Below are 21467 nucleotides of genomic sequence, written 5' to 3'. Positions count from 1 at the left end.
CCTCCCCGTTTGATCAGCCCAGCACGGCGCGGAGCTTGGCTTCTTCGATTTCACGCTCGCGTGCGGTCACCTCTGCGCGCCAAGGGGGCGGGCAGGTTTCAACTTCAGCCTTGCGACTTTCGGCGAGGTAGGCAGCAGAGAGGCGGCGGATTAGCCGCCCCTCCCATGGTTCAAGGTCAACGGCAGTGCGTTCGCACCAGGCGTTGATTTCGAGCCATGACAGCGGGACGGCGCCCATTCCGGCCGCTTGAGTCAGGCCAATTTCGATCAGCCGGTCCGTGATATGCGGCGCGGGATTGTGCGGCATAGGCGGCACGATCTTGTCGCGCTTCATCTTCTCGATGCGGCTGAGCAGAGGAGCCGGCGACTCTTCTACGAACTTCGCTCGCCGTGATCGAGGGTCCGGCTTTGGCGTGGCCTGAAGCCACGCCATCATCCGGATATAGAGGGTCAGGCCGCTTTCGAGGCGGCCTTGAAGTTTCCCCAGTCGGCGACAAACTTCGCCACTTGGCGGGTGATGTAGCCGATGCCCTGATCGGCGTATGCGGCACGGAACATGTCCTGCCCGGCGAGGCTGGCCCCCTCGGGCTGATAGTCGAAGTTCTCGAACGACACGGTGATCGCGGCGAGGTCTTCGGCCGTCTCGGCGATGCGCTCTTCCTGGGTCGCCGCGGTGATCTTGCCATCATTGTCCTGCATGCGCTTCAGCGCGCGCGCGGACTGGCGGGATTCGACGGCGCCATAAGCGCGGCTGCCGGGGCCGTGAAGATGGATGCGGACGGGGTGCTTGCCCGCTTCGTCGGCATAGAGCGGCTCGCCGGTGGGGCCCTTGACGTGCAGGGCGGCGGTGGCAGCGACGGCGAGCGAGGCGATGTTGAGCAGCGTGGTCATGAGATAGTCCTTCGCGGGAGGATGGTGCGCCAGCCCGGCTCGCGACCCGCGACGACGGGCCGAGCTGGCGCATAAGGACTGGCGTCGCGGGCGCCGGGTAGGGAAGGGGTCAGGTGGTCGGCGCAGCGACCTTGACGATCTTGGTGCAGATCTCGATCGTCGGAGCGCCGGTCAGCATGCTGTCGGCACCGTCGGCGGTCTCCGGCATGCCGAAGTTGCGGCCACCGAAGTAGCGCTTGGCACCGTCCGGATAGGTCACGCGGAAGGAATAGAGCTTCTGACTCTCGTCGTCGGCCGACGTCTGCATGATCGCCTGGCCGGCGTCGGAGCTGTCGAGCGCCATCGACGGCTGCAGGGCGCCATAGTCGGCCGAGCCCTTGAACTTCTGCTTTGCACCCTTGAGCGGCTGGAATTCGACCTTGGCGAAGCTGGCGCCGATCGAGCCGAGCTTTTCGACCTGACCGACGTCGGTGAAGGTCAGGGCGGCGTAGCCAGTGGCGTCGGCAGTCGCCGGCGACGTAACGGAGATCGCAAGCGACGAGCCTGCGGCGGTCTGTGAACCCATGGTGATGATCCTCGTGACTTAATACCGGCAGGGCCGGCGGGGTGGCGCCCGCTGGGCGGCGGGCACGCGGGTTAGGCGGCGGTCTTGGCCTTCGGGTCAGCGGCAGTGTCGACGGCCTCGACCAGCCCAGCGGCTGCGAAGTTGACGAACTCGCCCTCGGTGAAATCGTGCGCCTTGCCAGCGTCGAAGCGCCGCTCGGTGCCAGCGTCGGTGAAATCGCGGGTCGCCTTGGCGCGGATCGTCTTGGGCTTGGTGTCGGACATGGTAGGTTCCTTTTCTCTCACGCTGCCGCGTCGAAGCTGACGCGGAAGTCTTGGGTCTGCTCGAAGCTGTTCGCCGGACCGCCGACATCAGGGCCGGTCCCAGCGGTGAAGATCGAGACACGAAAACAGCCCGAAAGATCGCCGATCACGTCCCGGCAGCATTGCCGGATGAGCTTGATTGCGGCCTTCTGATCTCGATAGTTCGCCGCCCGCACCGCCACGGACACGCGCTCGACGGAACGGACGAGCGGCTCCCGCTTCAGGCGTTGGCGATCGACCAGGGTCACGCTGCGGATCAGAATGGCGGGTAGCACTACGTTATCGGGAAGCTTGCCGGCCTTGATGCTTGTTGGCTCCATCAGCTCGGTCAGCGGCTCGTAAGCGCGCAGCAGGTCACCGACGATCTCGACACCGCTCATTCGTCGGTCCCTTCCGGTTCGTCGCTGCCGATGATGCCGCCGCGGGTGACGCGGGCATTGACGTAAGTCTGCATCGCGGCACGGGCGGCTGCGGCGCTGAGATCGAGCGAGGGACGCATGAACGGGTTGGCTTTGGCGCCAGGGTGGTGGACCGTCTTGCCGACAAAGCTGCCGCCAATTCGCAACGACCCGCCGCCGGTTTCATTGATGCGGCGGACGCTCTTGCCCTCTCGCTGGCTGTCATCGACCGTGATGAAATGCGGGTCTGTGCCGTATTCTGCCCAGATCGCGAGCGAACGAGGCCAGTGACCTTTGACGCTGACCTTGACCACAATCCGCCCCGGCTCGCTGTTGGTGCGCAGCGTAAGCGCCTCGGTCACCTCGGCTGCCGGGGAGCGGCTCTTCGTCTCGTCAAGCAACACCCTGCCGCCGGCGCGCGCCGCGCCGCGCAGCAGCTTGGCTTCAATCTGCGCAGGCAGGCCGGCGATGAAACGGTCGACCTCTGCCTGACCTTTGACGCTCGGCATCAGGCCGCGTTGCCCGCCGAGGTATAGTCCTCGACCATGAACTCGATGCCCGAGCGTTGGCGGATCAGTGCTGGCCCGGCGACGATCTGCATGATGCGCCCATCCATCACGAAGCGCATGTCAGGCGTCACATCGTCGCGCGCCCGCATACGCACCCGTGCTGGACGCGCTGCCACGTTGATCCCTCCGGCGAGCTTTTCACCACGGCTCGGCAGCATGTCGACGACGCCGGCCCAGACCTCGTCGACCAGCACCCAGTTGCCTGACCCGGCGCCGTCGAGGCTGTTATCGGCTACGGGGCGCTCGATGCGGATGAAGTCGGGCAATTCGCCGGCAGTGAGCTGGGTCATACGACGAACTTGCGCAGGGGAGCGATTAGGAAGGTGATCGCCAGCGGCAATTCCGTCAGGTTCTGCCCCGCCGCCTCGCGATTGGCGTACCATTGTCCGACGAGCAGCAGCACTGCCTGTGCGGCAACGGCGCGACCGCGCAACGCCGTCGGCGACACGTCAGTGGCGAAGTCGCACCCTGTTGCGCCCTCAATCGCTCTAACAGCTGCCGCGATGAGAATGCCGAGATAAGCGTCCTCACGATCAGACGAGCCTAGACGAAGGTGCGTTTTCACATCCGCGAGGGTGACGAGCTCAGCCACGAGTGAGATCGCGCCCATCGCGCCCTTTCTTCACCGCAAGCCGCCAGCCGGTGTCAGGGCCGTCCGGCTTGTCGCCGGTATCCTTCTGCGCGATCCAGAGCGAACCGCCGAAGGTGACAGCGTCGCCCAGCGTATAGGCTTGGCCTTCCTTGAACACGCCGCGGTCGATCACTGCTGGCACACTGAGGTCGAAGGTCTTCACCTGCTCACCGCGCACGAACTTCAGGGTCGCCTGGCGCTCCCCGGTCTGCTCGATCGACATATCGTCGAAGCCCAAGCCGGGGTCGCCGTCCTTCCCATCTACGCGCCCAAGCGGGCACATCTTGCCGTCGCTCAGTGTCATGACCAGCGCACCCGTGCGGTCGATCATCGCGCCAGCAAGGCCGACGCCGTCCTTCGCAACAGGTAGCGCAGCAACAGCGCGCTCGACGGCCGATGCGATGATCGGCTCGACGTCGGCGATCGTGACGCTCTTGCCATCGGCAGGGGTTGGCAGCGCCGCGACTGCGGATGCTACGGCCCCAGCGATGATCGGCTCGACATCAGCGACCGTGACGCTCTTACCATCAACCGGCACCGGCAGCGCCGAGACTGCGGCCGCGACCGCCGCCTCGACCGGCGCGATGACGTCGACCGGGGGCAGTGCGGCGACAGCGCGCTCCGCTTCCTGAGCAATCAGTGGGCGCACATCGTCGAGCGTGACGCTCTTGCCATCGATCGCGGGCGGCAGCGCCGCCACTGCCGCAGCAACAGCGGTCTCGACCGGTGCGACCAAGTCGGGCAGCGGCAGTGCCGCTACAGCTCGTTCCGTCTCGGCAGCGATCAGCGGCTTCACGTCGTCAAGCGTGACGCTCTTGCCATCGGCCGGCGCAGGCAGCGCGGCGATCGCAGCAGCGACTGCCGCCTCAACCGGCGGAATGACGTCGACCGGCGGTAGCGCGGCAACGGCCCGCTCGGCCTCGACAGTAATTAGCGGCTTCATGTCGTCCAGCGTGATGCTGACGCCATCCTTGGCAGGGGGCAGATCGCCGACAGCCCGCGCAACGGCCGCGGCGACAAGGGGCTCAACGTCGGCGACCGTGACGCTGGTGCCGTCGCGCGGCGCGGGCAGGGCGGCGATCGCATCGTCAATCATTCGCCGAATGCTTGCTTCATCCGGAGACGCATCCCGTGCCTCGACAATTGCAAGGCGAGCGAGCAGCGGCGTGGTAGCCTTGTCGACAGCTTCACGGACAATGATTGCTGTGGCCTCGGCCATCGCTTTGGCATCAAGCATTCAGCAACTCCCGGCAATATTCTTTGTACAGGGCGGCGGTCGCGCGCGATTGCTCAGCAACTTCTGCGGGATCAGCCGGAGGCGCCGCCGCAGGCGTCGTATCGCCTTGACCCTTCGCCCACGGATCTTCTCGCGCGTCGCGTTTCGCTAGCGCCGCCAAGCTGTAATTTTGCTCTTGTAAGTACGGCGTGTCGCCGCCGGGGATCGGCCCGAGGTCGAGCCGCCGACGCGCTTCGTCAATTTTCTTGATCCCAGCCCCGGTGGCCAGCGCTTCGGCTTCGATCAGCGCCTTGGTGTCCATGCGCAGCAGGCCGTCGAGGTCGAACTCGGTGCCGATGCCCATGCCTTCGCCGATGCCGAGTCCCTCATCGAGGCATAGCTCGGCGGCCTCGATCAGCGATTGCAGCGCCTGGGTATAATATTCGAGGTTGAGGCTCTCGACGTTGCTGTTCGTCGGCAGGTTGCCGATACCCAGCTTGTAGGGCGGCACATGGAACGTGGAGCAGACCACCTCGGCGGTCCACTTCAGCTGGTCGATCAGCTCGGCATCCTTGGCGGTGACGGCCATGTGCTCATATTTCAGGCCATCGCCGAGCACGGCGACGCGGCCGGAGTTCTTGCCGCCGTAATAGTCGTACCAGTTGGCCTTAAGCTCTTCCGAGGATTCCTTGCTAATCTTGCCCGGCGCCGACAGCAGGCCGCCGGGGCGCGACTGGTTGCCGAAGAAGACCGCTGAATTGTCCTGGATGCGCAGGCCCTGCGTCGCCGCGAGGCCGTTCGCATAGATCGGCGATACGCCGACCAGCGGGTGGAACAGGCAGTTGAACCGGTCGTGGATGATCTCGCGGGCCGGCACGACCATCGGGCCAGCGATCTCCGAAACATCGTCCTGCTGCAACTCGTAGAAGATGCTGCCGTCGTCGGCGACCAGCGGCTTCACCCGGTGAGGGTCGAGCACGTAGAGCGCGATCACAACGTTGCGCGCGTCGCGGCGCTTGAGGACATAGGTGTTGCCGCTGCTGAGCTTCGACAGGAACCACGATTCGAAGAACTGGATCCGGGTCTGGAAGCTGTTGGGCTTGCGCAGCACTGGCGAATAGGCGGGGCGGGTGGTTTCGGCCCAGATGCCATGCGTGTCCTGGCTGACCAGCTTGACGCGCAGCTTCGAGATGTCCGACGCAATGAGCGTCATGCACGAGAAGACGGCGTGGAAGGCCAGCACGGCGGTCTGGTTGACCTCGACGTTCTGCTGCCACGCGCCGCTGAAGCTTTCACGAACGATCGGCATCCAAGGGCCCGACGGCGTGCTGACGATGCGTGCCGCCTTCTCGCGAATGATGGGCAGGCCGCCTTCGGTTTCGGGTTCGGCCTGCCCGGCGGTGATCTGCCGGGAGCGCCCGAACTCCCGGCCGAGGATCCGCATCAGGCGCTCGCGACCTTGGCGATCTCTTCGAGCAGGCGCTTGTCGCCCCAGCGGGTGCTGACGGTGATGCCGAGCTTGGCGGCCTTGTCACGCAGCTCGTCGAGCGTCGGTGCCGCGGCGGACGGATCTGCCGACGCGTCAGCTGCGCGCGCCTTCTTGATCGCAATAAGGATGCGAGCGTCTTGGTTGCTCGCTTGGAATGGGTCGCCCGCCTGAAGCGCGCGGGTCGCGTACCTCATGTCGCGGGTGGCGATAAGGTCAGGCATAGGTGTCTCCTCAGTTGATCGGCGGGCAGGGTTGCTGCCCGCCGATCCGTCTGCTCACTGGTGGCTTACGCGCCTGCGGCCACCGGCTCGCCCCAGCGGACGGCCGTCAGGTACGCGACCGCGGTCGCGCGGCGACGACGCCAGTTGATGGTGCGCTCGGCGCGCAGGCCGACCAGGTTGTTCTGCCACAGCGAGACCAGCTGCGTGCCGGTCCCGGCGAGGCCGTCCTGCTGGAGGGCGCTATCCTTCATCTCGAGCGACGCTTCACGGCTCATGTCGACCGCGATATCGCCCTCGTCGGCCTCGTAGATGTCGGCCGCGTTGACAAGAGCTACGGTCTGTCCGGCATATTCCGACACGATGACCGGCAGGCCCTCGAAGGTCCCGCCGAGCATGGTCATGCCGGGGAATTCCTTCTGCCCAAGAGCATTGTTCATCATCGACAGGCCAAGGGCATTGGTCGCCGACATGATCCAGACGCCGGTCGTTAGCGAGTTGTTTGCTGCGATGAACGCCGCCATCGCTGCGCGCGCATCGGCGCGCACTGCATCAGCATCACGGCCCGACGATGCCACCGCGGTTGCGTCGTGCGTGACCGATGCCGGGCGGACGGTATCGATACCGGCGTTGGTCGGATCGATGAACGCCAGATCCTGCGTCTCGACCAGCGCGGCCTTCAGCGCGTCGCGAACGATCGCCTCCGAACTCGGGTTCGAACTGCGCACGTTCTCCTCGGTCAGCACGGCGATGTTGGCGACCTTCAGGCGGCCAAGCACGCTGCGCGTGAAGTCGAACGACGTCAGCGGCTTCGGCTTGCCTTCGCCGACCCAATAGCCCTTGCCGCCGCCGGTCTGAAGGATGACGGGCTCATCGAAGCCGATCTTCCGCAGCGACGGAGTGATGCCGGTGCCGAACTTGCCGAGGATCGTCGCCGGGCGGAGGAACTCGGCGAAGTCGACGAACGCCGCGCCTTCAGGGCTGTGCAGGGCCGCTGCCCAGCTGCCAGGCTGGTTCGAACCGGCCGCGACGGTTGCCTTGATGGTCCCGACGACGTCGCTGTCCGGACCGTACATGCGCTCGGCGATGGTCATCACGGGCTCGTTATCGAGCCGCGAGACGGCGCGGGCCTTGGCATAGCGCGCGAAGGCGATGCCGGGAGCGAGCTTCGGCTGCGCCTTGACCTGGGTCAGGCCGCCGCGCTGCGCGGCTGCGGCCGAGGGGTCGCGCACGTCCTCGATCGGCTTTGCCGTCTTGGCGATGGTACGCTCGGCGGTGCGCAGCCGATCGAGGTGCTTGTCGATCGCGACGACGTCGGCGGAATGGCCGTCATATTCCTCCGACTGCGCAGCGTCGAGGGTGGCGCCATCGGTGGCGGCCTTGGTCATGATAGCGTCCATGGCACCGACGACCGAGGCGCGCTTGGCCTCGTACGCCGTGATTTGCTCTGCGAATTTGGTCACTTCAGATCCTTCGAATGGTGTTGATGACGAATGGCTTCGCCCGATCGCGGGCGGGGTCATCCAGCTTCACCACGCGAACCGATTTGCCGACCGCGGCAGGTTCTGGGTTGGCGGGAATCTCGGGGTCGGGAACGCCGGCTTCCTTGCGCAGGGCGGCGTCGATCGACTTGATCTGGCTGATGATGGCATCGCTGTTCGCGGGGATCGTGACCGCGGACAGCTCGTAAACCTCGGTCTCCGTGTATCGGATGCCACCGTTGTCCATGTAGCTGTACTCGATCGGCCGGAAGCCGATGCTGACCGCACGGACCAGGCCGAGCTTGATCGAGTGCCACGCCTCGTCGAGGCGGTCCTTCAGCGTGCCGGGCTCATCCAGCTTGGCGACCGTGGCCTCGAACACGATCCCCTTGGCGGTCGGCTTCTCGAAGGTCACACTGCCGATCGGCTGGTCATGCTTATGCTGCCACAGCAGGGAGATCGGATTGGCGAACTTGACGCCGAGCGGCTCGATGATGTCGCCGACGCGATCAACGCTGGGCGACGTAGCGATGCCCCGGATAATGCGGGCGTCGTCGTCAGCCGACTTGATGGTCAGCACGCTGAATGCGCGGTTCTGCATGATTGAGCCTTTCAGAGGAACATGACCTGCAGACCGGCGCCTGCGGCTTCCGGGTTGCGGGTCATCAGCATCACCGCGTTGAAGGCGGCGACGAGGGGATCGATCTTCGCCTTGCCGGCGATCTGCTTGGTGATCAGGACGGCGTTGCCGCGCTGCTCCGCTTTCGCGTTACCGACGCACCACGCCATCAGCTCCTGATTGCCATGGACAAGCGTGCCGTCTTTCAGCTTGCGTTCCGTGCCCCACACGGCGCCGGAGAGGCGAAAGCCTTGACTGACGGCTAACATCTGCTCAGCGGAGAAGCCGCGCCCGGATAGCTCGTCGACCAGTGCCGTTACCCCTTGGGGATCGAGCCCGATGGCCGCTTCCTCGGGAAACAGGCCCGCGTCCTTCACGCGCTCGAGCAGATCGGCGACGTCGACGAGATCCTGCGTCGGAGTGACGCATTTCACGAGCGTGCCATGCCCGATGAAGTCGTTCAGGCGGCTCGCAATATCCTTGCGCCGATCGAAAACGTCCTGTTGCGCCCAGGCCCGGCACCAAAGCAGCCACTGCTTTGTGACCTTGTGCCGGCCAAGCAGCGCAAGGCCGAGAAGATCGTCGAGGCCGCCACCGTCGCCACCGGCGACGATCACCTCGCAGACCTCGAGCAAATGCTCGAAGGTGCCGTCCCAAAGCGCCGCCGGTGCAGCCGCGCCCTCCCAATAGGTAGCGCCGATCCACGCATCGTGGCGCAGGCCGACACCGATCTCCACGTTCAAATGCTTGGCGTAGAAGACCTGCTTGGTGCCGTCCTCAGCGTTGGCGACCTTGCGGAACTGGCTTTCGAGCCATTGCTGGCTGACCGACCTCCCGATGTTGGGGTTGGTGATGTAGAAGTTCGCCGGGTCGAGGTGCTCGTCCGCGGCGATCATATCCTCCGGGAACTCGTAGAGCACCGGCAGAAACTCGGGGTCGTCGACCACGCCGTCGCGGACGTCGCGGGCATAGGCCAACTTCTCTTTGAACACGCCAGCGGGCGGTTCGTCGGACTGCGTCGTCAGGTAGAGAGTGTATCCCTCCGGCCGCGACACCTGGCCGCCCGAGGCCTCGCGAAACATGGCATCCGCCGTGGCCTTCTTGCCGAAGAGCCAGAGCTCGTCGACCAGCACCCGGCTGGCCTTCTTACCCGACACAGTCGCGCTGTCCGCCGCCACCACCTTGAGCGTCGCCTTCGTGACGCGGTTGGTGATCAGCCTGATATGCTCCTGGATATGCAGGAGATCGCCGAGCTCCTCGTCGGCGCGGATCATGTCGCAGGCTGGCTTGAAGCTGTTGCCGGCCACCTCGATGGTCGGCGCGAGGATCAGGTTCTCGTCGGACGGGCGCCAGCCGCAGATCAGCTCGGTGAGCATGATGCCCGCGGCGATCGTCGACTTGGTGTTCTTCTTCGAGACCAGCAGCAGACCCTCGCGGACCATCTGCTGCCCCGTATCGGGGTTATAGGCGCCGAAGATCGCCGCGGCGAAGTCCAGCAGCCATGTGTCCGCGCTCTCGCCGATCGTCCATGTGCGCCCCGTCGCCGGGTTGATGCCGAGGTCGGCAATGCTCAGCGAGGAGAAGACCTCCATCTTGGCTTCGGTCGAAGCCGGGAACAGCGGCGAGAACGGGATCAGGGTGCCGCGCGCTCGGATCCGGGCCTTCCAGTCCGGCAGCGCCGTCGACCAGGTCGGCACCCTAGCTCACAGCTTTCAGCGTTGGCGGACCCATGGCGCCAAATCGGCGGCCTATCGCGTTCGCGCGCTCTTGGGTCTCTTCCTTCTTGCCCTTCTTTTCGTCACCAGGCTTGCCATGCACATAAGGTGCTGCCGCCTGTGCCATCTGGGCGCGGAATTTCAGATCTTCGGCTGCATCGTTCATGACCGACAGCATGAATTCAAGAGGAGTCTGGTCCTTCGACTTGGCAGCGGACGAACCAGGCTTCTTCAGAACGGGATCAGCTTTAGCCCCTCGATCTTTGCGCGGGCGACCAGCGCCCGGGCGTGCTCCCCCTCTAGGCATGAAACGTCCCTCAAAGACTGAGCCTTAGCTGGTCGCCGACGCCTAAATGCGTCTTGCGGGCGTTGCATATCCAATGCGCACACTGGACATTCGCGCGCGTGTGGGCGCCGCCTAAGGCAATTGGTTGAATATGGTCGAGGCTGCCCGAATGATGATCAGGAAACTTCAGCAGCTTGCTGACCGGCTTCCGGCATATCCCGCACAACCAGCCGTCGCGCTCGAATATCTCACGGCTTGAAAACCGCTCGTGCGGCCGGCTTCTTATTTCAGCCCGCCGCTTATGCCGTGAATGGCGAATGCTATCGGCTCGGGTCTCCCAGACTTTGCGTTCAGGAAACCGACGACAGGCAATTGAGCAATAGCCAGCTATCCGGCCGTATCGGGGAGCGTACATCTCGCCGCAGGTCAGGCAGCAGATGAGAGTGATCCTATTCCGCTTGCCTGTCGCCCTGCAATCATCCGAGCAAAATTTGCGTCGGCTCCCAGAACCCGATGTGACGTACGAGAAACTTTGGCTGCACACGCGGCAGGTTGCCGTGATCGAGCGCTCGGCACGGATAATTTGCACCAGGCACCTTTGAATAAATAATCAAACAGACAAAAGTAAAATGCGCGTGAGAGCCTATGGGGTCCAGCAGGGCGTGCCCTGCCGATGGTTCGACCCTCCCCCCCGGGGGTGGGGCGGCGTGGTCAGTGTCGTTGGGCGCGCTCAGCGCGCTGCTTGCGGCTGTTGTGGCAGGGAGCGCACAGGCACTGCAGGTTGCGCTCGTCCCAGAAGAGGACCTCATCGCCGTGATGCTGCCGCTTGTGGTCGACGACAAGCTGCGACGTGTCAGCAGTCATAAAGCCGCACCCGGGCCACTGGCAGGTGAACATGTCGCGGGTCAGAATGACCATGCGCAACGCCCGCCAGCGCGCCGTCTTGTAGAGCTTGCGCCAAGGCGCGTGCAGCATGCGGTCCTCGTCGCGGGTGCGCTCGATAGGCGGCAAAGAACCAAGCCCGGGCCGCAGGGATGTGAGGCGGCTGGGTAAAGCTTTGAGCTTGCTCATCAGTAACTACGTGCTTGGAAAACGTGCAATATATACTGAGTCAGTTTGCGACTCGGGGGCACAAGATGAAAGAAATGGAACGCTTTGCGGCTCAGGGCGATAGCGGAGGACGGTACACCGTCATACGATGGATTAACATGACTAGGTTTCACGACCTCGACAGCGGCATCATTACGCATCGAGAGAGCACTGTGTACCAGCTTCTTGACGGCACGCATGTAAACATCAAGGGACCCGGCATCTTCGAGATTTGGGATACCGAAGAGCGAATTTGGGAAGTCCTGGATAGCCCACTTCTGAAGATACAAGGATCCGCCTCGGCTAAAGATTCCGACGCCGATCTGCTCATCGTTTAATGGCAGCATCGCCCATTCCTCGCGAGGAAGTTGAACGAGCGGTGGCAGCGGATCACAAGCAGCGACATATGCACTCTCGCTCCGTAACTAATTAGCGCCCACGTACGGCGGCCCGCAGGTCGATTGCTGCCTGCTCTGCTTGGTCGATCAAGCGCTCACTGCGCCCCTGATGGCGCGACCCGCTCGACATCTCCTCGGCGATCCGCAGCACGGGTATGCCGATAGCTTCTACATGGTCAGCGGTGGTGAAGCTGAAGGCGCCTCGCGCCGCTCCTCCCATTCCGCACCTCATCTCACGCTCAATTACTTGGCGCCGTCAAATCACCGAGATTCTGCGCGCAAGCGCGCCTGTGCGCCCTGTGCCCTCGCGGCGCAGGCTTTAAAAATTCCCAGCGCGGCGGTTCCAGCGACAGCCGGCTGAGACTTGAGGGCTGCAGCAACAGTTGCGGGAACTCGTCCATCCAGCCGCCCCATATAGAACGCCGCCGTCAAATTCGCGACCTTCCGCGTTGGCTCGTTCTCGGCCTGCTCGCCGACGGCACTGGTTACAACCAGGCACCGGACATCGTCGTTAACCGTCTGCGCGTGCGCCGGAGCGGCAACTAAGATGGATGCGAGAACCAGACTGACGACGTTCTTCATACAAAGTTCCTGAGCGTAGTGGGCCTACAAGCTTAGGCCACATCAACGCACAAAGTAACGTCGCATCTGACCACACCGTGGGACAATCGCTCGGAGCATGGCCCCTGCGTGAGGGGATGAGCGTGGCTAGCCAACGCGCTCTCGAAGATTCTGCGCCAGTTGCTCGACATCCTCGATAAGCGGATTGCTGCGACCAAGATGACGCGATGGGCTGCGCACATTTCTGGAAACCGAGATAGCCGCGAGACGATCGCCTCGGCATGGTCAGCTGCGGTGAGCCGCAATTGCGGTGCGCCCATCTAGACCTTCACATACAGCAAGAGCCGCAACCCTTGCGGGCGCGGCTCTAACACCTGGTCATCTGCGTACGATGCGGGGGTGATGCCGTCAACTGCTTTTACGAACTGTTCATTGTCGTTCTTCTATCGAGTTGACCTCGCTCAGGATTTACAACAGTCTTTGCGCCTCGGCCTGGGGAGGCCGAACAGAGGGGTTACAATAATGAAGACGATTCTCGGGGCGCTCGTGTGTGCCCTCACGTTTGCTGCGCCTGCAGCGATTGCTCAAACGGCGCCCGTAGCGGCAACAGCGACCACGATGAGCACGCTGCGTGCTGGCGTATCAGTCCCGCTCAAAATGGCTGAAGCACTTACGACCAAGGGCAAAAAGCTTAAGGTCGGGCAACGCTTCCAGCTTGAGACTGCCGAGCCAGTGCTGGTTGACGGCAATGTCGTCATCCCAGCAGGCAGCCCTGCTGTTGGCGAAATTACCGAGGTTCGTAATAAGGGCATGTGGGGCAAGTCTGGCCGTATTGGTGCCCGGGTGCTCTATGTCCGTGCGAACGGACGCCAGATCCGCATGACGGGCAGCCTTGACGATAAGGGTACGACAGGGACCGCAGGCGTAGTCGGAGCGGTTGCGCTTCTGCCAGTCGCAGGTTTCTTCATGACCGGCACGAGCGCCGAAATTGCATTGGGCTCGCCAGTGACCGCTTTTGTCGATGAAGACGTTTCAGTGGCAATCGCTCCAGCGGCTGCGCCGATGGTCGTAGCTCCGGTTGCTGCAGTACCAGTTCAGTCCGGCGTGCCGATCAAGAACTAACAACAGTATTTCCCCGGCGCGTGCACCGCGCCGGGGAAATATTCATCCGCTCTCTAAAGCAGACGCTCTTTCATCGCGATAATGTCAGCGACAAACTGAACCGTGGTGCGTGCGGCAGCCACTTGATCGTTTCTGCAGTCCGTCAGGGCGGAACCAGCAAAACCAGCGGTCTCATCGAATCGACATACGTTCTCGAACACGTCCCACCACTTGGCGGGTACATAGCCCTTGATCCGCTTCAGATCGTCGAGGGCTTCCTGTTCTGACCATCCGTTGCCCTGCCCAGCGCCGGGGATGCGCGCGAGATTCATGACGAGCGCCTTCCCACCCAGGCGGGACCATAGTGTCTCGCAGTGGTCGATCGCGGCAACCTGACTATCGGACAGCAGCTTGGCAGCCTTCCATCGCGCTACCGGCGTGCCGCCTCGGTTAATCAGCGTGTGCTCGGTCACAACGCGGCCCGCATCCCGCAGCGGCACGTCCACGATAGCGTGCATGCCGCGCGCGATCTGAATCGCCGGGGCGCCAATCGCCTCTCCCTTAGCCGTCACTGCCTCAGCCATACGCTGCGCCAGCGTCTTCGGCTGCCGCTTGATCTTCGTGCTTGCCTTTGCTGCACGCCCCATCGTCTCAACCCTCGCTCTTATAGGTATGTGTCATGCTGCCATCTGCTCGTCACAGGACTCGCCGGGATCGATGCCGAAGAGGCGGATGTAATCAGCCCGGGTCGGCTTGCGGCTGGGCGCGCCGGAGGCGCCTGGCACTGATACCGGCCGCGATGCGTCGCGAACCGGGCCCGCACCGCGACCTATCTTGAAGCGCTCGATTATCTCGGCCGCCTCTGCCGGCGTGCAGCGGGCAGGCTCGGGCAGCGCGGGCGTTTGAACGCCGACAGCCGGCGTGGCCAGCCGCCGGCGACGAGCCCAAGCCTCGCTGATCTCAGCCATGATGGCAGGAACAACCTTCGACGGGTGGTCAGCCTTCTGCATCGCTGCTTCTGCACCGCGCTGAAGCAGGCCAATCGGGATGCCGTCGAGCGCGATCCGGGCAGCTTCGAACCAGGTGTCTTGGCTGTCCTCGTCCATGCCCACTGGCGCGACGAGCTGGAGGCATGGGAGCAGAGTCGTGATGAACGCGTCATCAGACGCCGGCTCCAGGTCCCGATAGTCCGCGGCGCGCCTTGAATCGCTCGGCCGCATCGACCGTGCGACCGTGACCGCTCCGCGACTGCCCGTTTCCGCCCACACGTCCGTTGCCTGATCGTTGTCCATCTCGGTTATCCTGTTCGATTATCCAGTTGCTCCACGCCTTCTGCCAGTCGGCTTTCCGGCCCAGCCCGTCCTTGTCGGCGGCGTTCGCGGCCCAATTCCGGAAGCTTTCGAGTGCGCGCAGACTCCAATCCTTGCCCCGTCGATCGACGATTGCTCGAGCAACGGTGTCGTCTGCGAACCGAACCGGCGCCCAATCTTCTGGAAGGCGGAACGGTTTGATCTTCACGGCCTGCACCCGCCCGCGCCTCGAAGGAGGCGAAGCCTCCAGAGAGGTTATGGTTCTTGATGGTTTGTCCGAAGCGGCTTCGGGGGTCAGCGCTGTTCGCTTCGGGGGTGAAGCGGCTTCGGGGTGAAGCGGCTTCGGGGGCGAAACTGCTTCGGGGGTTGGGTGCACGATGTACCGACATCCGCGCCCTGCGATTTCCTGCCGGCTCATGTGGCCGCTAGCTACGAGGGATTTGATGGCAGCCTGGACGGTGCGGTCGCTCTTGCTGCACTTCGCAGCCAAGGTTGCCATCGAGGGCCAGCAGAGGCCTTCGTCGTTGGCGCAATCGGCCAACGCGAGAAGGACGATCTTCTCGCTGTCTGGCAGTGTCACGCTCCACACCGCGGTCATGATCCGGACGCTCATCGGCGGTTCTGCTCGGCCATGGCGCGCAGGGCGCGAAGCTCAGTGGCGATCGAATGCACGCCGTTGGCGACCCGGATCAGCTGCCAGATCGCATACAGCACCGCGAAGACGGCGAAGAGGGGGTCGGTGCCGTCCATTATGCGTCGGCCTCGGCGCGCAGCTTGGCGGCATGCTCGATAATCAGGGCGGCGCGCGCGTCGAGTGCGTCAGCCGCCGCACGGAGATCGTCACACGAGATCCCGCGCTCGGCGCCGGTCTTCGCGCGCAGGCTGCGGGGTTCGATGTTCATCGCCTCCGCGAGCGCCGCGGCGCTGCCCAGCAGCACGCCAGCCTTCATCAGCCCGGCCATCCGCGGCACCGACAGCATGTGCGACGTGTGAGCCGCTTTGGCGGCTCGCTTAGATGCCAATCGCTTGGCCGCGTCGGCCGCCTCCTGCTGACGCCGGAGATCGCCGCGCACGCGCATGACCGCGTCAAGATCTTCGACGGTGAAGAGGTGAGCCGGTTTAGCGGTGCACGTTAGGGTGTCGGCCTGCATGTCAGAGCACCCCCGACGAAATGCCGCCGAGCGTATAAGCCGGGCCGCCGGTGCGGGTGTCAGGAGCGGCTACGAGCTGGGCGCCGGCAGCGATGCGGGCCATCTGGCGCTCGAACGGCGTCATGTCTGCCTCGATGATGCGGCGGGCCTCGGCGGCACCCAGGGCGGCCCGCGCGCTGGCGTACTCAGCTCGGCGGGCGGGCGGGCACCAGTTTAGCGCCGCGCGCTGCCTGGCATACGGCGTCGGCATCGGCTTCCCGGCGATCAGATCGAGCACGACCCGCTTGGCGTCAGCGGCGCGGCGGCCGCGGCGCTTCAGGTCACGGTACTTCTCGCGCCACTCAGGCGGGCACCAGGCGAGCACAGTTGCCGATCGCGCCGCGCCCGCCGCGATCCGCTGATCTTTCGTGATCTTGTCGTTCGCCGCGCGCAGCGTCGCGGTCATCCGGTGCCCGTGCTGGCGGCGCTGTTCCCGCACTTCAGGGCTGATGTGTCGATTCATGTTGGCGCAGCGCGCGGCATGCGCGGCACGATATTCTGGATCCGCGAACCGCCGGGCGATGCCCTGGCGCCGCTTCTCGGCGGCGACCGGGTCGGCATTGTTGTGGCGGGTCGCGCAGGACTTGCAGCGCCCGGTCAAATTCCTCGCCCCGAGCTCGGTCGGGCAGTCCATGCAGGTGCGCGTCATGCCGCGAACTCCAGGTCAATGATGTAGGGGGCCGATGCGGGCTGATGATCGCAGCCGAGGTCGGCGCGAATCCCGCAGCGGAAACAGGGGGTGCGATCGAGCACCGGCGGCAGGGGTTCGCGCCGCTCGGCCCGGGCGATTGCCTCAGCGCGGTCCGTCTCCCTCTTGGAGCCATCCGGAGCCTTGCTGGCGCGGATCGTTGCGCCCAGCTCGGGAATGAGAATCGCACGCGAGAACGGCGTGGTGGTCACCACGATCTTATCCGCCGCGATGAGGTCAGCCAGAGCCTTCTGCGGGATCGAGGAGGATCGCACCCCGAGCAGCGCCGCCAAGGCGAGGTTCGTCGGACAGCGGGCACCTGCGCGCGCGGCGCGCAGCAGCGCATCGTAGACGACGTCGCGGGACTGCGCAGCGGTGCGGCGGGGCTTCGTCATTATGCCGAGGTCTTCCAATCGAGGAAGAACAGCGCGGGCGGACCTTGATGACCGTGCTCCCAGACGAACCATGCGAAGGCGATGACCCCATGGCCTTCGCCTTCGCCGGCAAGCTTGCCGCGGCCCATCGGCACACGCCGCGACATGATGTAGACGCGGGCAAGCGGTGTGCTCGGGAACCACTTGCCCCGCTCGACGCCTTCCAGGAACGCGAGGCGAAGGAACATCACGACCTTGCCCGTGGTGAGCATCAGCGCGCGGTCGATGAACTGGAGGGCATCGCGGAACGGCGGGTTCGTGAAGATGTTCGGCGCGCGCGCCTGCCACTGCATCAGGAAGTCGAGCTCGCCCTCGCCATAGCCGCGATCGATCAGGTCGGTGCTGACGACGGTATAGCCGGCGGCAGTCAGCGCATCGGAGATTGCGCCATCGCCGCATGCAGGCTCCCAGATCGCCCCGTCGAATTTTTCGACCTCAAGCAGCGCGCGCGTCGCCGCGGGCCACGTCGGATAGAAGTCATGCGTCTCGCGGTTCACCGGGTCATCGGTCTGCGCACGCGAGAATGCCTTGCCACCCGCCACCGAAGGCGACGTGTCAGGCACACGTGCAAACTCGCTCGCAGAACCGGGCTCAACCGGCACTGCGCTATTGAGCGCGTCCATAGTCATCTCCGTTGCGGGGTTTTCCGTGTAATATTCGTCAGTTATTCGTCGACCGCGTCCGACAGCTGGGCGATGACAGCGCGGGCGCGCGTCTTCAGCTTGGCTGCCTCGACGTGATCAATCTTGCCATCCGACCGTGCGACGCAGACCTCGGCGACGAGGCCCGATGCAGCGGCAGCGATTCCGTCCCAGCAGGCTTCCGAGTGCTCGATCGGCGTGAAGCGCGCGTCGCCCGGCTCGGTCAGCATGTTCATCGCTTCACGAGGCAGGAACTTGCGGAGCACGAGGGCGACGTGGAGGGGCATGGCCGCACCGTTGGCGTAGCTCTTGAGAGTGCTCTCGGGGATCCCGGTACGCACCGACAGCGCGGCGCGCGTCATCGGCGTGCCCGGCCCGACGAACATCGAGAACATCATCACCTGACGTTCCGCGACTTCCTGAGCAATTCGCGACTCAGCGGACATGATGCTGTCCCGCGTCACGCGTAGAAGACTGAGCATGAAGCTCGAAGCCCTCCATGTTGCCAGCGCCCATCCAGGACAGCTCGTCGCCGTACTCAGCCGGGTCACCGACGCGGCCGCTCGCCGTGTTCATGATGATGGAAACGAGGACCATCCACGCGGCGCCCAGCATGTAGCCGGTGCCGATCTGGCGGACGGATTGGCCCATCACAGCCGCGGCGATCAGCGCGATCAGCAGCCCAACAACAACGATCAGTCCAAGCTTACGCATCAGGCAGCCTTTCGATCAGGGGAGGCGGTCGCGACGACGATCGCGGAAATTTCAGAAAACTCGGGCTCGACCACCCGGAAGCCGGCGACGGCCTTGCCATTGTCGAGCATGATGAATGACGGCGTCGCAGCGACGCGCGCGGCCAGCTCGAAGGGGAGGGTGAGCAGCACCTATGCTGCTTCCTTCTGTTCGGCCGTCGCGACGTGGTTTGCCATGAAGGCGCGGATCTTCGCATCGGTCTCCGGCCAAACCCGGCGTCCGCCGCGTATGTCACGGACGAAATGCGGGTCCTTCATTGCAAGCCTGCCGAATGTGATCGGCGACATGCCATGCAACACGACGAACTCGTCGATGGCGTCGAGCAGCGAGGGGGCGTCATTTTGCATATTCAGCAACGTACAGTAGGGCGCGCCCTACAGTCAAGCCATTGCGGTAGGGAGAAACCTAGCCTTTTCGAGATTGCGACCATGTGGGAGGAACCCTACATGTCTACGCCCGACCGTACGCCTTTGCAGATCGAGCTTGCTGACGCGATTGCGCGCTCCGGAAGCACGCGCGATCACTATGATGGCCTTCTGCAAAAAGCGTTGCAAACCTCGGGCAAGCCCCTGTGGGACATCGAACGCGGCAAGACGAAGAAGCCCGGCCCCAAGACGCTACGCGCTATTGAAAAGGTGCTGCGATACGAAACTGATTATTTGGTCGATTTGGTGCACCCGCGCGACGAGGCTAAACCTTCGAAAGGCCCGGGGCAAACTCCCGTACAGATAGCAGATCAGCCTGTCGTGCGATCGGCCGACGCCGGGGAGACGGCGGATATCATTCGGTTAGACCTTTCGCTGCCGATGGGGCCTGGCGCTACCGTTGAAGACTACGTCGAACATGAGCCCCTTCGGTTCGACCTAGCATATATTCAGTCGTTCACTCGGACACCGATGCACCGCCTACGTATCGCGATGGGAGTAGGAGACAGTATGTTTCCGACGCTGGTCTCAAACGATTTGGTGTGGATCGACACCACGCAGAACCAGCTGGTTCATGCGGACAGGATTTATGCTGCTTCGATAAACGGTGGTGCCGCGATCAAGCGACTCAGGCCGATCGCTGGTGGGGCTCGGGTGCTCGTGATCTCCGATAACAAGACGATCGATTCCTACGAGGTGGACGCGAACGAGGTGAAAATCTGGGGTCGGGTCATTCGGTTCGCGAGAGACCTTTAAGCAAATAGGGGGCGGCTTGGACGACTTATTGCTGGCAGTAGATGACAAGCGCGACCTAGTAGCGCTCTACTTCGCCCTTGAACCCGACCAGCTGGTAGACCTCGAAGTCGCCGCTGCTACGGCTATCGAATGGGCGAGGGGCATGAAGGCTGCGGCGGCCGCGATGGACCCTAGGTACGAGTATCGTGTCAGCTTCGTTGTTGCAGAGCCAGGGTCGTCGAAGTGGTTCGCCCGCCTAGAACGAACACGGCAGGCAATTGAAGCGTCGGCTCTCAACCAAGCCGCCGAACGAGTTTTAAGGGGGTGGAAAAGCGTGCCGTTGCTACTGCGGACTGTGGCAGCGCTCGCGATCGTCGTTCCGACGACGGCAAAACCGACGTACGAGTATTGGTTTGCCGGCGAGTCGTTCAGTGAGGAGCAGATTAAGCAGATTGGCGAAGTGATGCGAAAGGTTCAGGCGGAGCCCACCGTACGCGTTCAACGGCAGCGAGTGTATCAAACAGCACAGCGCGATCGGCATATCACGGGCCTCGGGGCGGGGATCGCCTCCAGCCCAGACTGGAAGCCCAAGCACGTCGTTAGATCAGACCAATTTGTTATCGAGGATGGCCTGTTTGAACTTCAGGTGCCGGATGCACATGAGCGGACTATCTACCAAAACCTTGACGTCGTACTCGTGACGCCGAGACTTCAGAATGCCCAACTATCATGGGAATTTCGCCAAGAGGGCATTCCAGGCAACTTTCGCGCCCAGATGAAAGACAAGGACTTCCTGGCCGCTCTCGACCGGGAGGGCGTGAGGGAAACCTTACGATCCAACATCCCTATGGCGATTCAACTGGAGATCAAGCAGCGCCTTATAGACGGCGAATGGAAAGTAGCTCGCCGTGGACGATCCGTCGTCAAGGTTCTTTCGCCACGCGTCGGCTAGGAGGACTGCTCCCCCCGAGGACCCAACCCGCTACTGTCAGCCCTACCAGCGCAAGGCAGCCTACTATGAAAGTCACGCCAGGCGACAACCGCCAGAAGGCCATGTAGCTGATGATCGTCGTGAGCGTTACCGCCAAGCCACTCAACCAAGCGCGTCGCGAGCGTCGTGCTCCTGTTGGTCGGCGCTGTCTCACAAGCGACCCTATGCAGGAAGCCGGGGGGCTTGCAAGTTGAGAGCGCTGAGCCTTGCCATCGTTGGGATCGATTACCCGAACAAGCGCGGTCCGGGGCGCCGCTTCGAGCTTGAGATATGCCGCCCCGGCGAGCCAATCGAGCTACGACCCGAACCGAACAATCAATTCGACGAACACGCGATTGCGGTATTCTCCTGCCGCGGTGTCCAGCTGGGCTATCTGGCGTCCGAGCGAGCTGTCTTCATCGGAACGTTGTGGCGGCAGGGGCAACAGACTCGCGCTATCTTTCAAGCGCTAGAGGCGAAAGTCGGATGGCTCCGGGTTGCATTTGACGGCGAGGAGCCGGTTCTGCCGCCGCTTACTACCTCGAAACCTGCGGCAGGCGCCGATGGTTTCTGGCCTGATGAGATATATCCGGATGATTAAATAGGGCGCTCCCTACTTTTGGATTGACGCAGTAGGGTAAATCCTACAGATTGATCCCAGCAGGCCATCCCGGCTTGTCGGGAGACGATCGTGGCCGAGCAGGCTTCCACAGACTGGATCGAGTGCGATGGGACGGGGTGCCCTGTCTCGGATCTTGCACGCGTCCATGTGCAGTTTCGGTTTGATCTTGA

Annotated in this window: 35 protein-coding genes; 5 read left to right on the top strand and 30 right to left on the bottom strand. The window is 63.6% G+C overall.

The window, feature by feature from the left end:
* Positions 1-13 precede the first annotated feature (13 nt).
* The 17 genes from IFT54_RS08250 to IFT54_RS08170 form a co-directional block, all read right to left on the bottom strand.
* A complete protein-coding gene (locus tag IFT54_RS08250) occupies positions 14-436 on the bottom strand; it encodes a phage tail assembly chaperone (protein ID WP_244648730.1) in 423 nt (140 codons plus the stop codon).
* A gap of 14 nt (positions 437-450) precedes the next feature.
* The gene (locus IFT54_RS08245; protein ID WP_192070241.1) at positions 451-891 is read right to left on the bottom strand and encodes a hypothetical protein; all 441 of its coding nucleotides are present in this window, start codon (positions 889-891) and stop codon (positions 451-453) included.
* Positions 892-1000: 109 nt separating this feature from the next.
* The gene (locus tag IFT54_RS08240) at positions 1001-1456 is read right to left on the bottom strand and encodes a hypothetical protein (protein ID WP_037528050.1); all 456 of its coding nucleotides are present in this window, start codon (positions 1454-1456) and stop codon (positions 1001-1003) included.
* A gap of 71 nt (positions 1457-1527) precedes the next feature.
* Positions 1528-1719 carry a hypothetical protein gene (locus IFT54_RS08235; protein ID WP_192070240.1) on the bottom strand — a complete coding sequence of 64 codons (192 nt, stop codon included), beginning with the start codon at positions 1717-1719 and terminating at the stop codon, positions 1528-1530.
* Positions 1720-1736: 17 nt separating this feature from the next.
* Entirely contained in the window at positions 1737-2138 is a 402-nt protein-coding gene (locus IFT54_RS08230; RefSeq protein ID WP_037528044.1) for a hypothetical protein, read from the bottom strand.
* Positions 2135-2665, bottom strand: a complete 531-nt coding sequence (locus IFT54_RS08225; RefSeq protein ID WP_037528042.1) for a hypothetical protein — start codon at positions 2663-2665, stop codon at positions 2135-2137. The genes IFT54_RS08230 and IFT54_RS08225 overlap by 4 nt, the downstream gene beginning before the upstream one ends.
* Complete coding sequence (locus tag IFT54_RS08220; protein ID WP_192070239.1) at positions 2665-3015, bottom strand: head-tail adaptor protein; 351 nt, start codon at positions 3013-3015, stop codon at positions 2665-2667. Before IFT54_RS08220 ends, IFT54_RS08225 begins: the two co-directional genes overlap by 1 nt.
* The gene (locus IFT54_RS08215; RefSeq protein ID WP_192070238.1) at positions 3012-3335 is read right to left on the bottom strand and encodes a head-tail connector protein; all 324 of its coding nucleotides are present in this window, start codon (positions 3333-3335) and stop codon (positions 3012-3014) included. The genes IFT54_RS08220 and IFT54_RS08215 overlap by 4 nt, the downstream gene beginning before the upstream one ends.
* Complete coding sequence (locus IFT54_RS08210) at positions 3310-4593, bottom strand: hypothetical protein (RefSeq protein ID WP_192070237.1); 1284 nt, start codon at positions 4591-4593, stop codon at positions 3310-3312. The genes IFT54_RS08215 and IFT54_RS08210 overlap by 26 nt, the downstream gene beginning before the upstream one ends.
* Positions 4586-6016 (bottom strand): phage portal protein, encoded by a 1431-nt coding sequence (locus IFT54_RS08205; RefSeq protein ID WP_192070236.1) that lies wholly within the window; start codon positions 6014-6016, stop codon positions 4586-4588. The genes IFT54_RS08210 and IFT54_RS08205 overlap by 8 nt, the downstream gene beginning before the upstream one ends.
* Positions 6016-6282, bottom strand: coding sequence for a hypothetical protein (locus IFT54_RS08200; RefSeq protein ID WP_192070235.1), 267 nt, complete (start codon positions 6280-6282; stop codon positions 6016-6018). The genes IFT54_RS08205 and IFT54_RS08200 overlap by 1 nt, the downstream gene beginning before the upstream one ends.
* 65 nt (positions 6283-6347) lie before the next feature.
* Positions 6348-7742 carry a phage major capsid protein gene (locus IFT54_RS08195; protein WP_192070234.1) on the bottom strand — a complete coding sequence of 465 codons (1395 nt, stop codon included), beginning with the start codon at positions 7740-7742 and terminating at the stop codon, positions 6348-6350.
* 1 nt (position 7743) lies between these two features.
* Positions 7744-8361 carry an HK97 family phage prohead protease gene (locus IFT54_RS08190; protein ID WP_192070233.1) on the bottom strand — a complete coding sequence of 206 codons (618 nt, stop codon included), beginning with the start codon at positions 8359-8361 and terminating at the stop codon, positions 7744-7746.
* An 11-nt stretch (positions 8362-8372) separates the two neighbouring features.
* Positions 8373-10076, bottom strand: coding sequence for a terminase TerL endonuclease subunit (locus tag IFT54_RS08185; protein WP_192070232.1), 1704 nt, complete (start codon positions 10074-10076; stop codon positions 8373-8375).
* Between the two features lies 1 nt (position 10077).
* Complete coding sequence (locus IFT54_RS08180; protein ID WP_192070231.1) at positions 10078-10272, bottom strand: hypothetical protein; 195 nt, start codon at positions 10270-10272, stop codon at positions 10078-10080.
* A gap of 139 nt (positions 10273-10411) precedes the next feature.
* Positions 10412-10795, bottom strand: coding sequence for an HNH endonuclease (locus IFT54_RS20995; RefSeq protein ID WP_446740667.1), 384 nt, complete (start codon positions 10793-10795; stop codon positions 10412-10414).
* 296 nt (positions 10796-11091) lie between these two features.
* Positions 11092-11451 (bottom strand): HNH endonuclease, encoded by a 360-nt coding sequence (locus IFT54_RS08170; RefSeq protein ID WP_192070229.1) that lies wholly within the window; start codon positions 11449-11451, stop codon positions 11092-11094.
* A gap of 65 nt (positions 11452-11516) precedes the next feature.
* On the opposite strand from IFT54_RS08170, the gene IFT54_RS08165 reads away from it, so the two are divergent.
* On the top strand, positions 11517-11807 hold the full coding sequence (locus IFT54_RS08165) for a hypothetical protein (protein WP_192070228.1): 291 nt from the start codon (positions 11517-11519) through the stop codon (positions 11805-11807).
* A 321-nt stretch (positions 11808-12128) separates the two neighbouring features.
* Here the strand turns inward: IFT54_RS08165 and IFT54_RS08160 are convergent, their stop codons facing one another.
* Entirely contained in the window at positions 12129-12449 is a 321-nt protein-coding gene (locus IFT54_RS08160; protein ID WP_128082055.1) for a hypothetical protein, read from the bottom strand.
* Positions 12450-12950: 501 nt separating this feature from the next.
* Here IFT54_RS08160 and IFT54_RS08155 point away from each other — a divergent pair.
* Positions 12951-13550, top strand: coding sequence for a hypothetical protein (locus IFT54_RS08155; protein WP_197975985.1), 600 nt, complete (start codon positions 12951-12953; stop codon positions 13548-13550).
* A gap of 53 nt (positions 13551-13603) precedes the next feature.
* Here IFT54_RS08155 and IFT54_RS08150 read toward each other — a convergent pair whose 3' ends face one another.
* Genes IFT54_RS08150 through IFT54_RS08095 form a run of 12 tightly spaced genes read right to left on the bottom strand, consistent with a single transcriptional unit; the run spans position 13604 to position 18892 of the window.
* Positions 13604-14176 (bottom strand): hypothetical protein, encoded by a 573-nt coding sequence (locus tag IFT54_RS08150; RefSeq protein ID WP_192070227.1) that lies wholly within the window; start codon positions 14174-14176, stop codon positions 13604-13606.
* A 30-nt stretch (positions 14177-14206) separates the two neighbouring features.
* Positions 14207-14635 (bottom strand): hypothetical protein, encoded by a 429-nt coding sequence (locus IFT54_RS08145; RefSeq protein WP_192070226.1) that lies wholly within the window; start codon positions 14633-14635, stop codon positions 14207-14209.
* A gap of 55 nt (positions 14636-14690) precedes the next feature.
* Positions 14691-15452: a helix-turn-helix domain-containing protein gene (locus tag IFT54_RS08140; RefSeq protein WP_192070225.1), complete on the bottom strand. Its 762-nt coding sequence runs from the start codon at positions 15450-15452 to the stop codon at positions 14691-14693.
* Complete coding sequence (locus IFT54_RS08135; protein WP_192070224.1) at positions 15449-15589, bottom strand: hypothetical protein; 141 nt, start codon at positions 15587-15589, stop codon at positions 15449-15451. The genes IFT54_RS08140 and IFT54_RS08135 overlap by 4 nt, the downstream gene beginning before the upstream one ends.
* A complete protein-coding gene (locus tag IFT54_RS08130; RefSeq protein WP_192070223.1) occupies positions 15589-15990 on the bottom strand; it encodes a hypothetical protein in 402 nt (133 codons plus the stop codon). The genes IFT54_RS08135 and IFT54_RS08130 overlap by 1 nt, the downstream gene beginning before the upstream one ends.
* 1 nt (position 15991) lies before the next feature.
* A complete protein-coding gene (locus IFT54_RS08125; RefSeq protein WP_192070222.1) occupies positions 15992-16678 on the bottom strand; it encodes a hypothetical protein in 687 nt (228 codons plus the stop codon).
* Positions 16675-17112: a hypothetical protein gene (locus IFT54_RS08120; RefSeq protein WP_192070221.1), complete on the bottom strand. Its 438-nt coding sequence runs from the start codon at positions 17110-17112 to the stop codon at positions 16675-16677. The genes IFT54_RS08125 and IFT54_RS08120 overlap by 4 nt, the downstream gene beginning before the upstream one ends.
* The gene (locus tag IFT54_RS08115; protein ID WP_192070220.1) at positions 17112-17774 is read right to left on the bottom strand and encodes a hypothetical protein; all 663 of its coding nucleotides are present in this window, start codon (positions 17772-17774) and stop codon (positions 17112-17114) included. The genes IFT54_RS08120 and IFT54_RS08115 overlap by 1 nt, the downstream gene beginning before the upstream one ends.
* Positions 17775-17815: 41 nt before the next feature.
* Positions 17816-18238, bottom strand: a complete 423-nt coding sequence (locus IFT54_RS08110) for a hypothetical protein (protein WP_192070219.1) — start codon at positions 18236-18238, stop codon at positions 17816-17818.
* Entirely contained in the window at positions 18228-18506 is a 279-nt protein-coding gene (locus IFT54_RS08105) for a hypothetical protein (RefSeq protein ID WP_192070218.1), read from the bottom strand. The genes IFT54_RS08110 and IFT54_RS08105 overlap by 11 nt, the downstream gene beginning before the upstream one ends.
* A complete protein-coding gene (locus tag IFT54_RS08100) occupies positions 18506-18676 on the bottom strand; it encodes a hypothetical protein (RefSeq protein WP_192070217.1) in 171 nt (56 codons plus the stop codon). Before IFT54_RS08100 ends, IFT54_RS08105 begins: the two co-directional genes overlap by 1 nt.
* Entirely contained in the window at positions 18677-18892 is a 216-nt protein-coding gene (locus IFT54_RS08095) for a hypothetical protein (RefSeq protein WP_192070569.1), read from the bottom strand. It lies immediately after the preceding gene.
* Between the two features lie 99 nt (positions 18893-18991).
* Here IFT54_RS08095 and IFT54_RS08090 point away from each other — a divergent pair, with 99 nt between their 5' ends.
* The 3 genes from IFT54_RS08090 (at position 18992) to IFT54_RS08080 (ending at position 21276) form a co-directional block, all read left to right on the top strand.
* Positions 18992-19726, top strand: coding sequence for a S24 family peptidase (locus IFT54_RS08090; protein ID WP_192070216.1), 735 nt, complete (start codon positions 18992-18994; stop codon positions 19724-19726).
* A 16-nt stretch (positions 19727-19742) separates the two neighbouring features.
* A complete protein-coding gene (locus IFT54_RS08085) occupies positions 19743-20657 on the top strand; it encodes a hypothetical protein (protein WP_192070215.1) in 915 nt (304 codons plus the stop codon).
* A 229-nt stretch (positions 20658-20886) separates the two neighbouring features.
* Positions 20887-21276: an HIRAN domain-containing protein gene (locus tag IFT54_RS08080; protein ID WP_192070214.1), complete on the top strand. Its 390-nt coding sequence runs from the start codon at positions 20887-20889 to the stop codon at positions 21274-21276.
* The last annotated feature ends 191 nt before the right edge of the window (positions 21277-21467 follow it).

It is taken from the genome of Sphingomonas sp. CFBP 13714, assembly GCF_014842205.1.
Lineage (GTDB): Bacteria > Pseudomonadota > Alphaproteobacteria > Sphingomonadales > Sphingomonadaceae > Sphingomonas > Sphingomonas aerolata.
Note: the sequence above shows the minus strand (reverse complement) of the source record. Positions and strands in the feature narration are given on the sequence as shown.

Bases quoted from the DNA above. Each gene is read 5' to 3' on its own strand.
- IFT54_RS08090 (WP_192070216.1), top strand. From the start codon at position 18,992: ATGTCTACGCCCGACCGTACGCCTTTGCAGATCGAGCTTGCTGACGCG.
- IFT54_RS08250 (WP_244648730.1), bottom strand. From the start codon at position 436: ATGATGGCGTGGCTTCAGGCCACGCCAAAGCCGGACCCTCGATCACGG.
- IFT54_RS08130 (WP_192070223.1), bottom strand. From the start codon at position 15,990: ATGCAGGCCGACACCCTAACGTGCACCGCTAAACCGGCTCACCTCTTC.
- IFT54_RS08125 (WP_192070222.1), bottom strand. From the start codon at position 16,678: ATGACGCGCACCTGCATGGACTGCCCGACCGAGCTCGGGGCGAGGAAT.
- IFT54_RS08210 (WP_192070237.1), bottom strand. From the start codon at position 4,593: ATGCTTGATGCCAAAGCGATGGCCGAGGCCACAGCAATCATTGTCCGT.
- IFT54_RS08145 (WP_192070226.1), bottom strand. From the start codon at position 14,635: ATGGACGAGGACAGCCAAGACACCTGGTTCGAAGCTGCCCGGATCGCG.
- IFT54_RS08240 (WP_037528050.1), bottom strand. From the start codon at position 1,456: ATGGGTTCACAGACCGCCGCAGGCTCGTCGCTTGCGATCTCCGTTACG.
- IFT54_RS08135 (WP_192070224.1), bottom strand. From the start codon at position 15,589: ATGGACGGCACCGACCCCCTCTTCGCCGTCTTCGCGGTGCTGTATGCG.
- IFT54_RS08220 (WP_192070239.1), bottom strand. From the start codon at position 3,015: ATGACCCAGCTCACTGCCGGCGAATTGCCCGACTTCATCCGCATCGAG.
- IFT54_RS08115 (WP_192070220.1), bottom strand. From the start codon at position 17,774: ATGGACGCGCTCAATAGCGCAGTGCCGGTTGAGCCCGGTTCTGCGAGC.
- IFT54_RS08155 (WP_197975985.1), top strand. From the start codon at position 12,951: ATGAAGACGATTCTCGGGGCGCTCGTGTGTGCCCTCACGTTTGCTGCG.
- IFT54_RS08120 (WP_192070221.1), bottom strand. From the start codon at position 17,112: ATGACGAAGCCCCGCCGCACCGCTGCGCAGTCCCGCGACGTCGTCTAC.
- IFT54_RS08150 (WP_192070227.1), bottom strand. From the start codon at position 14,176: ATGGGGCGTGCAGCAAAGGCAAGCACGAAGATCAAGCGGCAGCCGAAG.
- IFT54_RS08190 (WP_192070233.1), bottom strand. From the start codon at position 8,361: ATGCAGAACCGCGCATTCAGCGTGCTGACCATCAAGTCGGCTGACGAC.
- IFT54_RS08110 (WP_192070219.1), bottom strand. From the start codon at position 18,238: ATGTCCGCTGAGTCGCGAATTGCTCAGGAAGTCGCGGAACGTCAGGTG.
- IFT54_RS08180 (WP_192070231.1), bottom strand. From the start codon at position 10,272: ATGCTGTCGGTCATGAACGATGCAGCCGAAGATCTGAAATTCCGCGCC.
- IFT54_RS20995 (WP_446740667.1), bottom strand. From the start codon at position 10,795: ATGTACGCTCCCCGATACGGCCGGATAGCTGGCTATTGCTCAATTGCC.
- IFT54_RS08200 (WP_192070235.1), bottom strand. From the start codon at position 6,282: ATGCCTGACCTTATCGCCACCCGCGACATGAGGTACGCGACCCGCGCG.
- IFT54_RS08205 (WP_192070236.1), bottom strand. From the start codon at position 6,016: ATGCGGATCCTCGGCCGGGAGTTCGGGCGCTCCCGGCAGATCACCGCC.
- IFT54_RS08095 (WP_192070569.1), bottom strand. From the start codon at position 18,892: ATGCAAAATGACGCCCCCTCGCTGCTCGACGCCATCGACGAGTTCGTC.
- IFT54_RS08245 (WP_192070241.1), bottom strand. From the start codon at position 891: ATGACCACGCTGCTCAACATCGCCTCGCTCGCCGTCGCTGCCACCGCC.
- IFT54_RS08235 (WP_192070240.1), bottom strand. From the start codon at position 1,719: ATGTCCGACACCAAGCCCAAGACGATCCGCGCCAAGGCGACCCGCGAT.
- IFT54_RS08215 (WP_192070238.1), bottom strand. From the start codon at position 3,335: ATGGGCGCGATCTCACTCGTGGCTGAGCTCGTCACCCTCGCGGATGTG.
- IFT54_RS08160 (WP_128082055.1), bottom strand. From the start codon at position 12,449: ATGAAGAACGTCGTCAGTCTGGTTCTCGCATCCATCTTAGTTGCCGCT.
- IFT54_RS08225 (WP_037528042.1), bottom strand. From the start codon at position 2,665: ATGCCGAGCGTCAAAGGTCAGGCAGAGGTCGACCGTTTCATCGCCGGC.
- IFT54_RS08140 (WP_192070225.1), bottom strand. From the start codon at position 15,452: ATGAGCGTCCGGATCATGACCGCGGTGTGGAGCGTGACACTGCCAGAC.
- IFT54_RS08230 (WP_037528044.1), bottom strand. From the start codon at position 2,138: ATGAGCGGTGTCGAGATCGTCGGTGACCTGCTGCGCGCTTACGAGCCG.
- IFT54_RS08165 (WP_192070228.1), top strand. From the start codon at position 11,517: ATGAAAGAAATGGAACGCTTTGCGGCTCAGGGCGATAGCGGAGGACGG.
- IFT54_RS08170 (WP_192070229.1), bottom strand. From the start codon at position 11,451: ATGAGCAAGCTCAAAGCTTTACCCAGCCGCCTCACATCCCTGCGGCCC.
- IFT54_RS08105 (WP_192070218.1), bottom strand. From the start codon at position 18,506: ATGCGTAAGCTTGGACTGATCGTTGTTGTTGGGCTGCTGATCGCGCTG.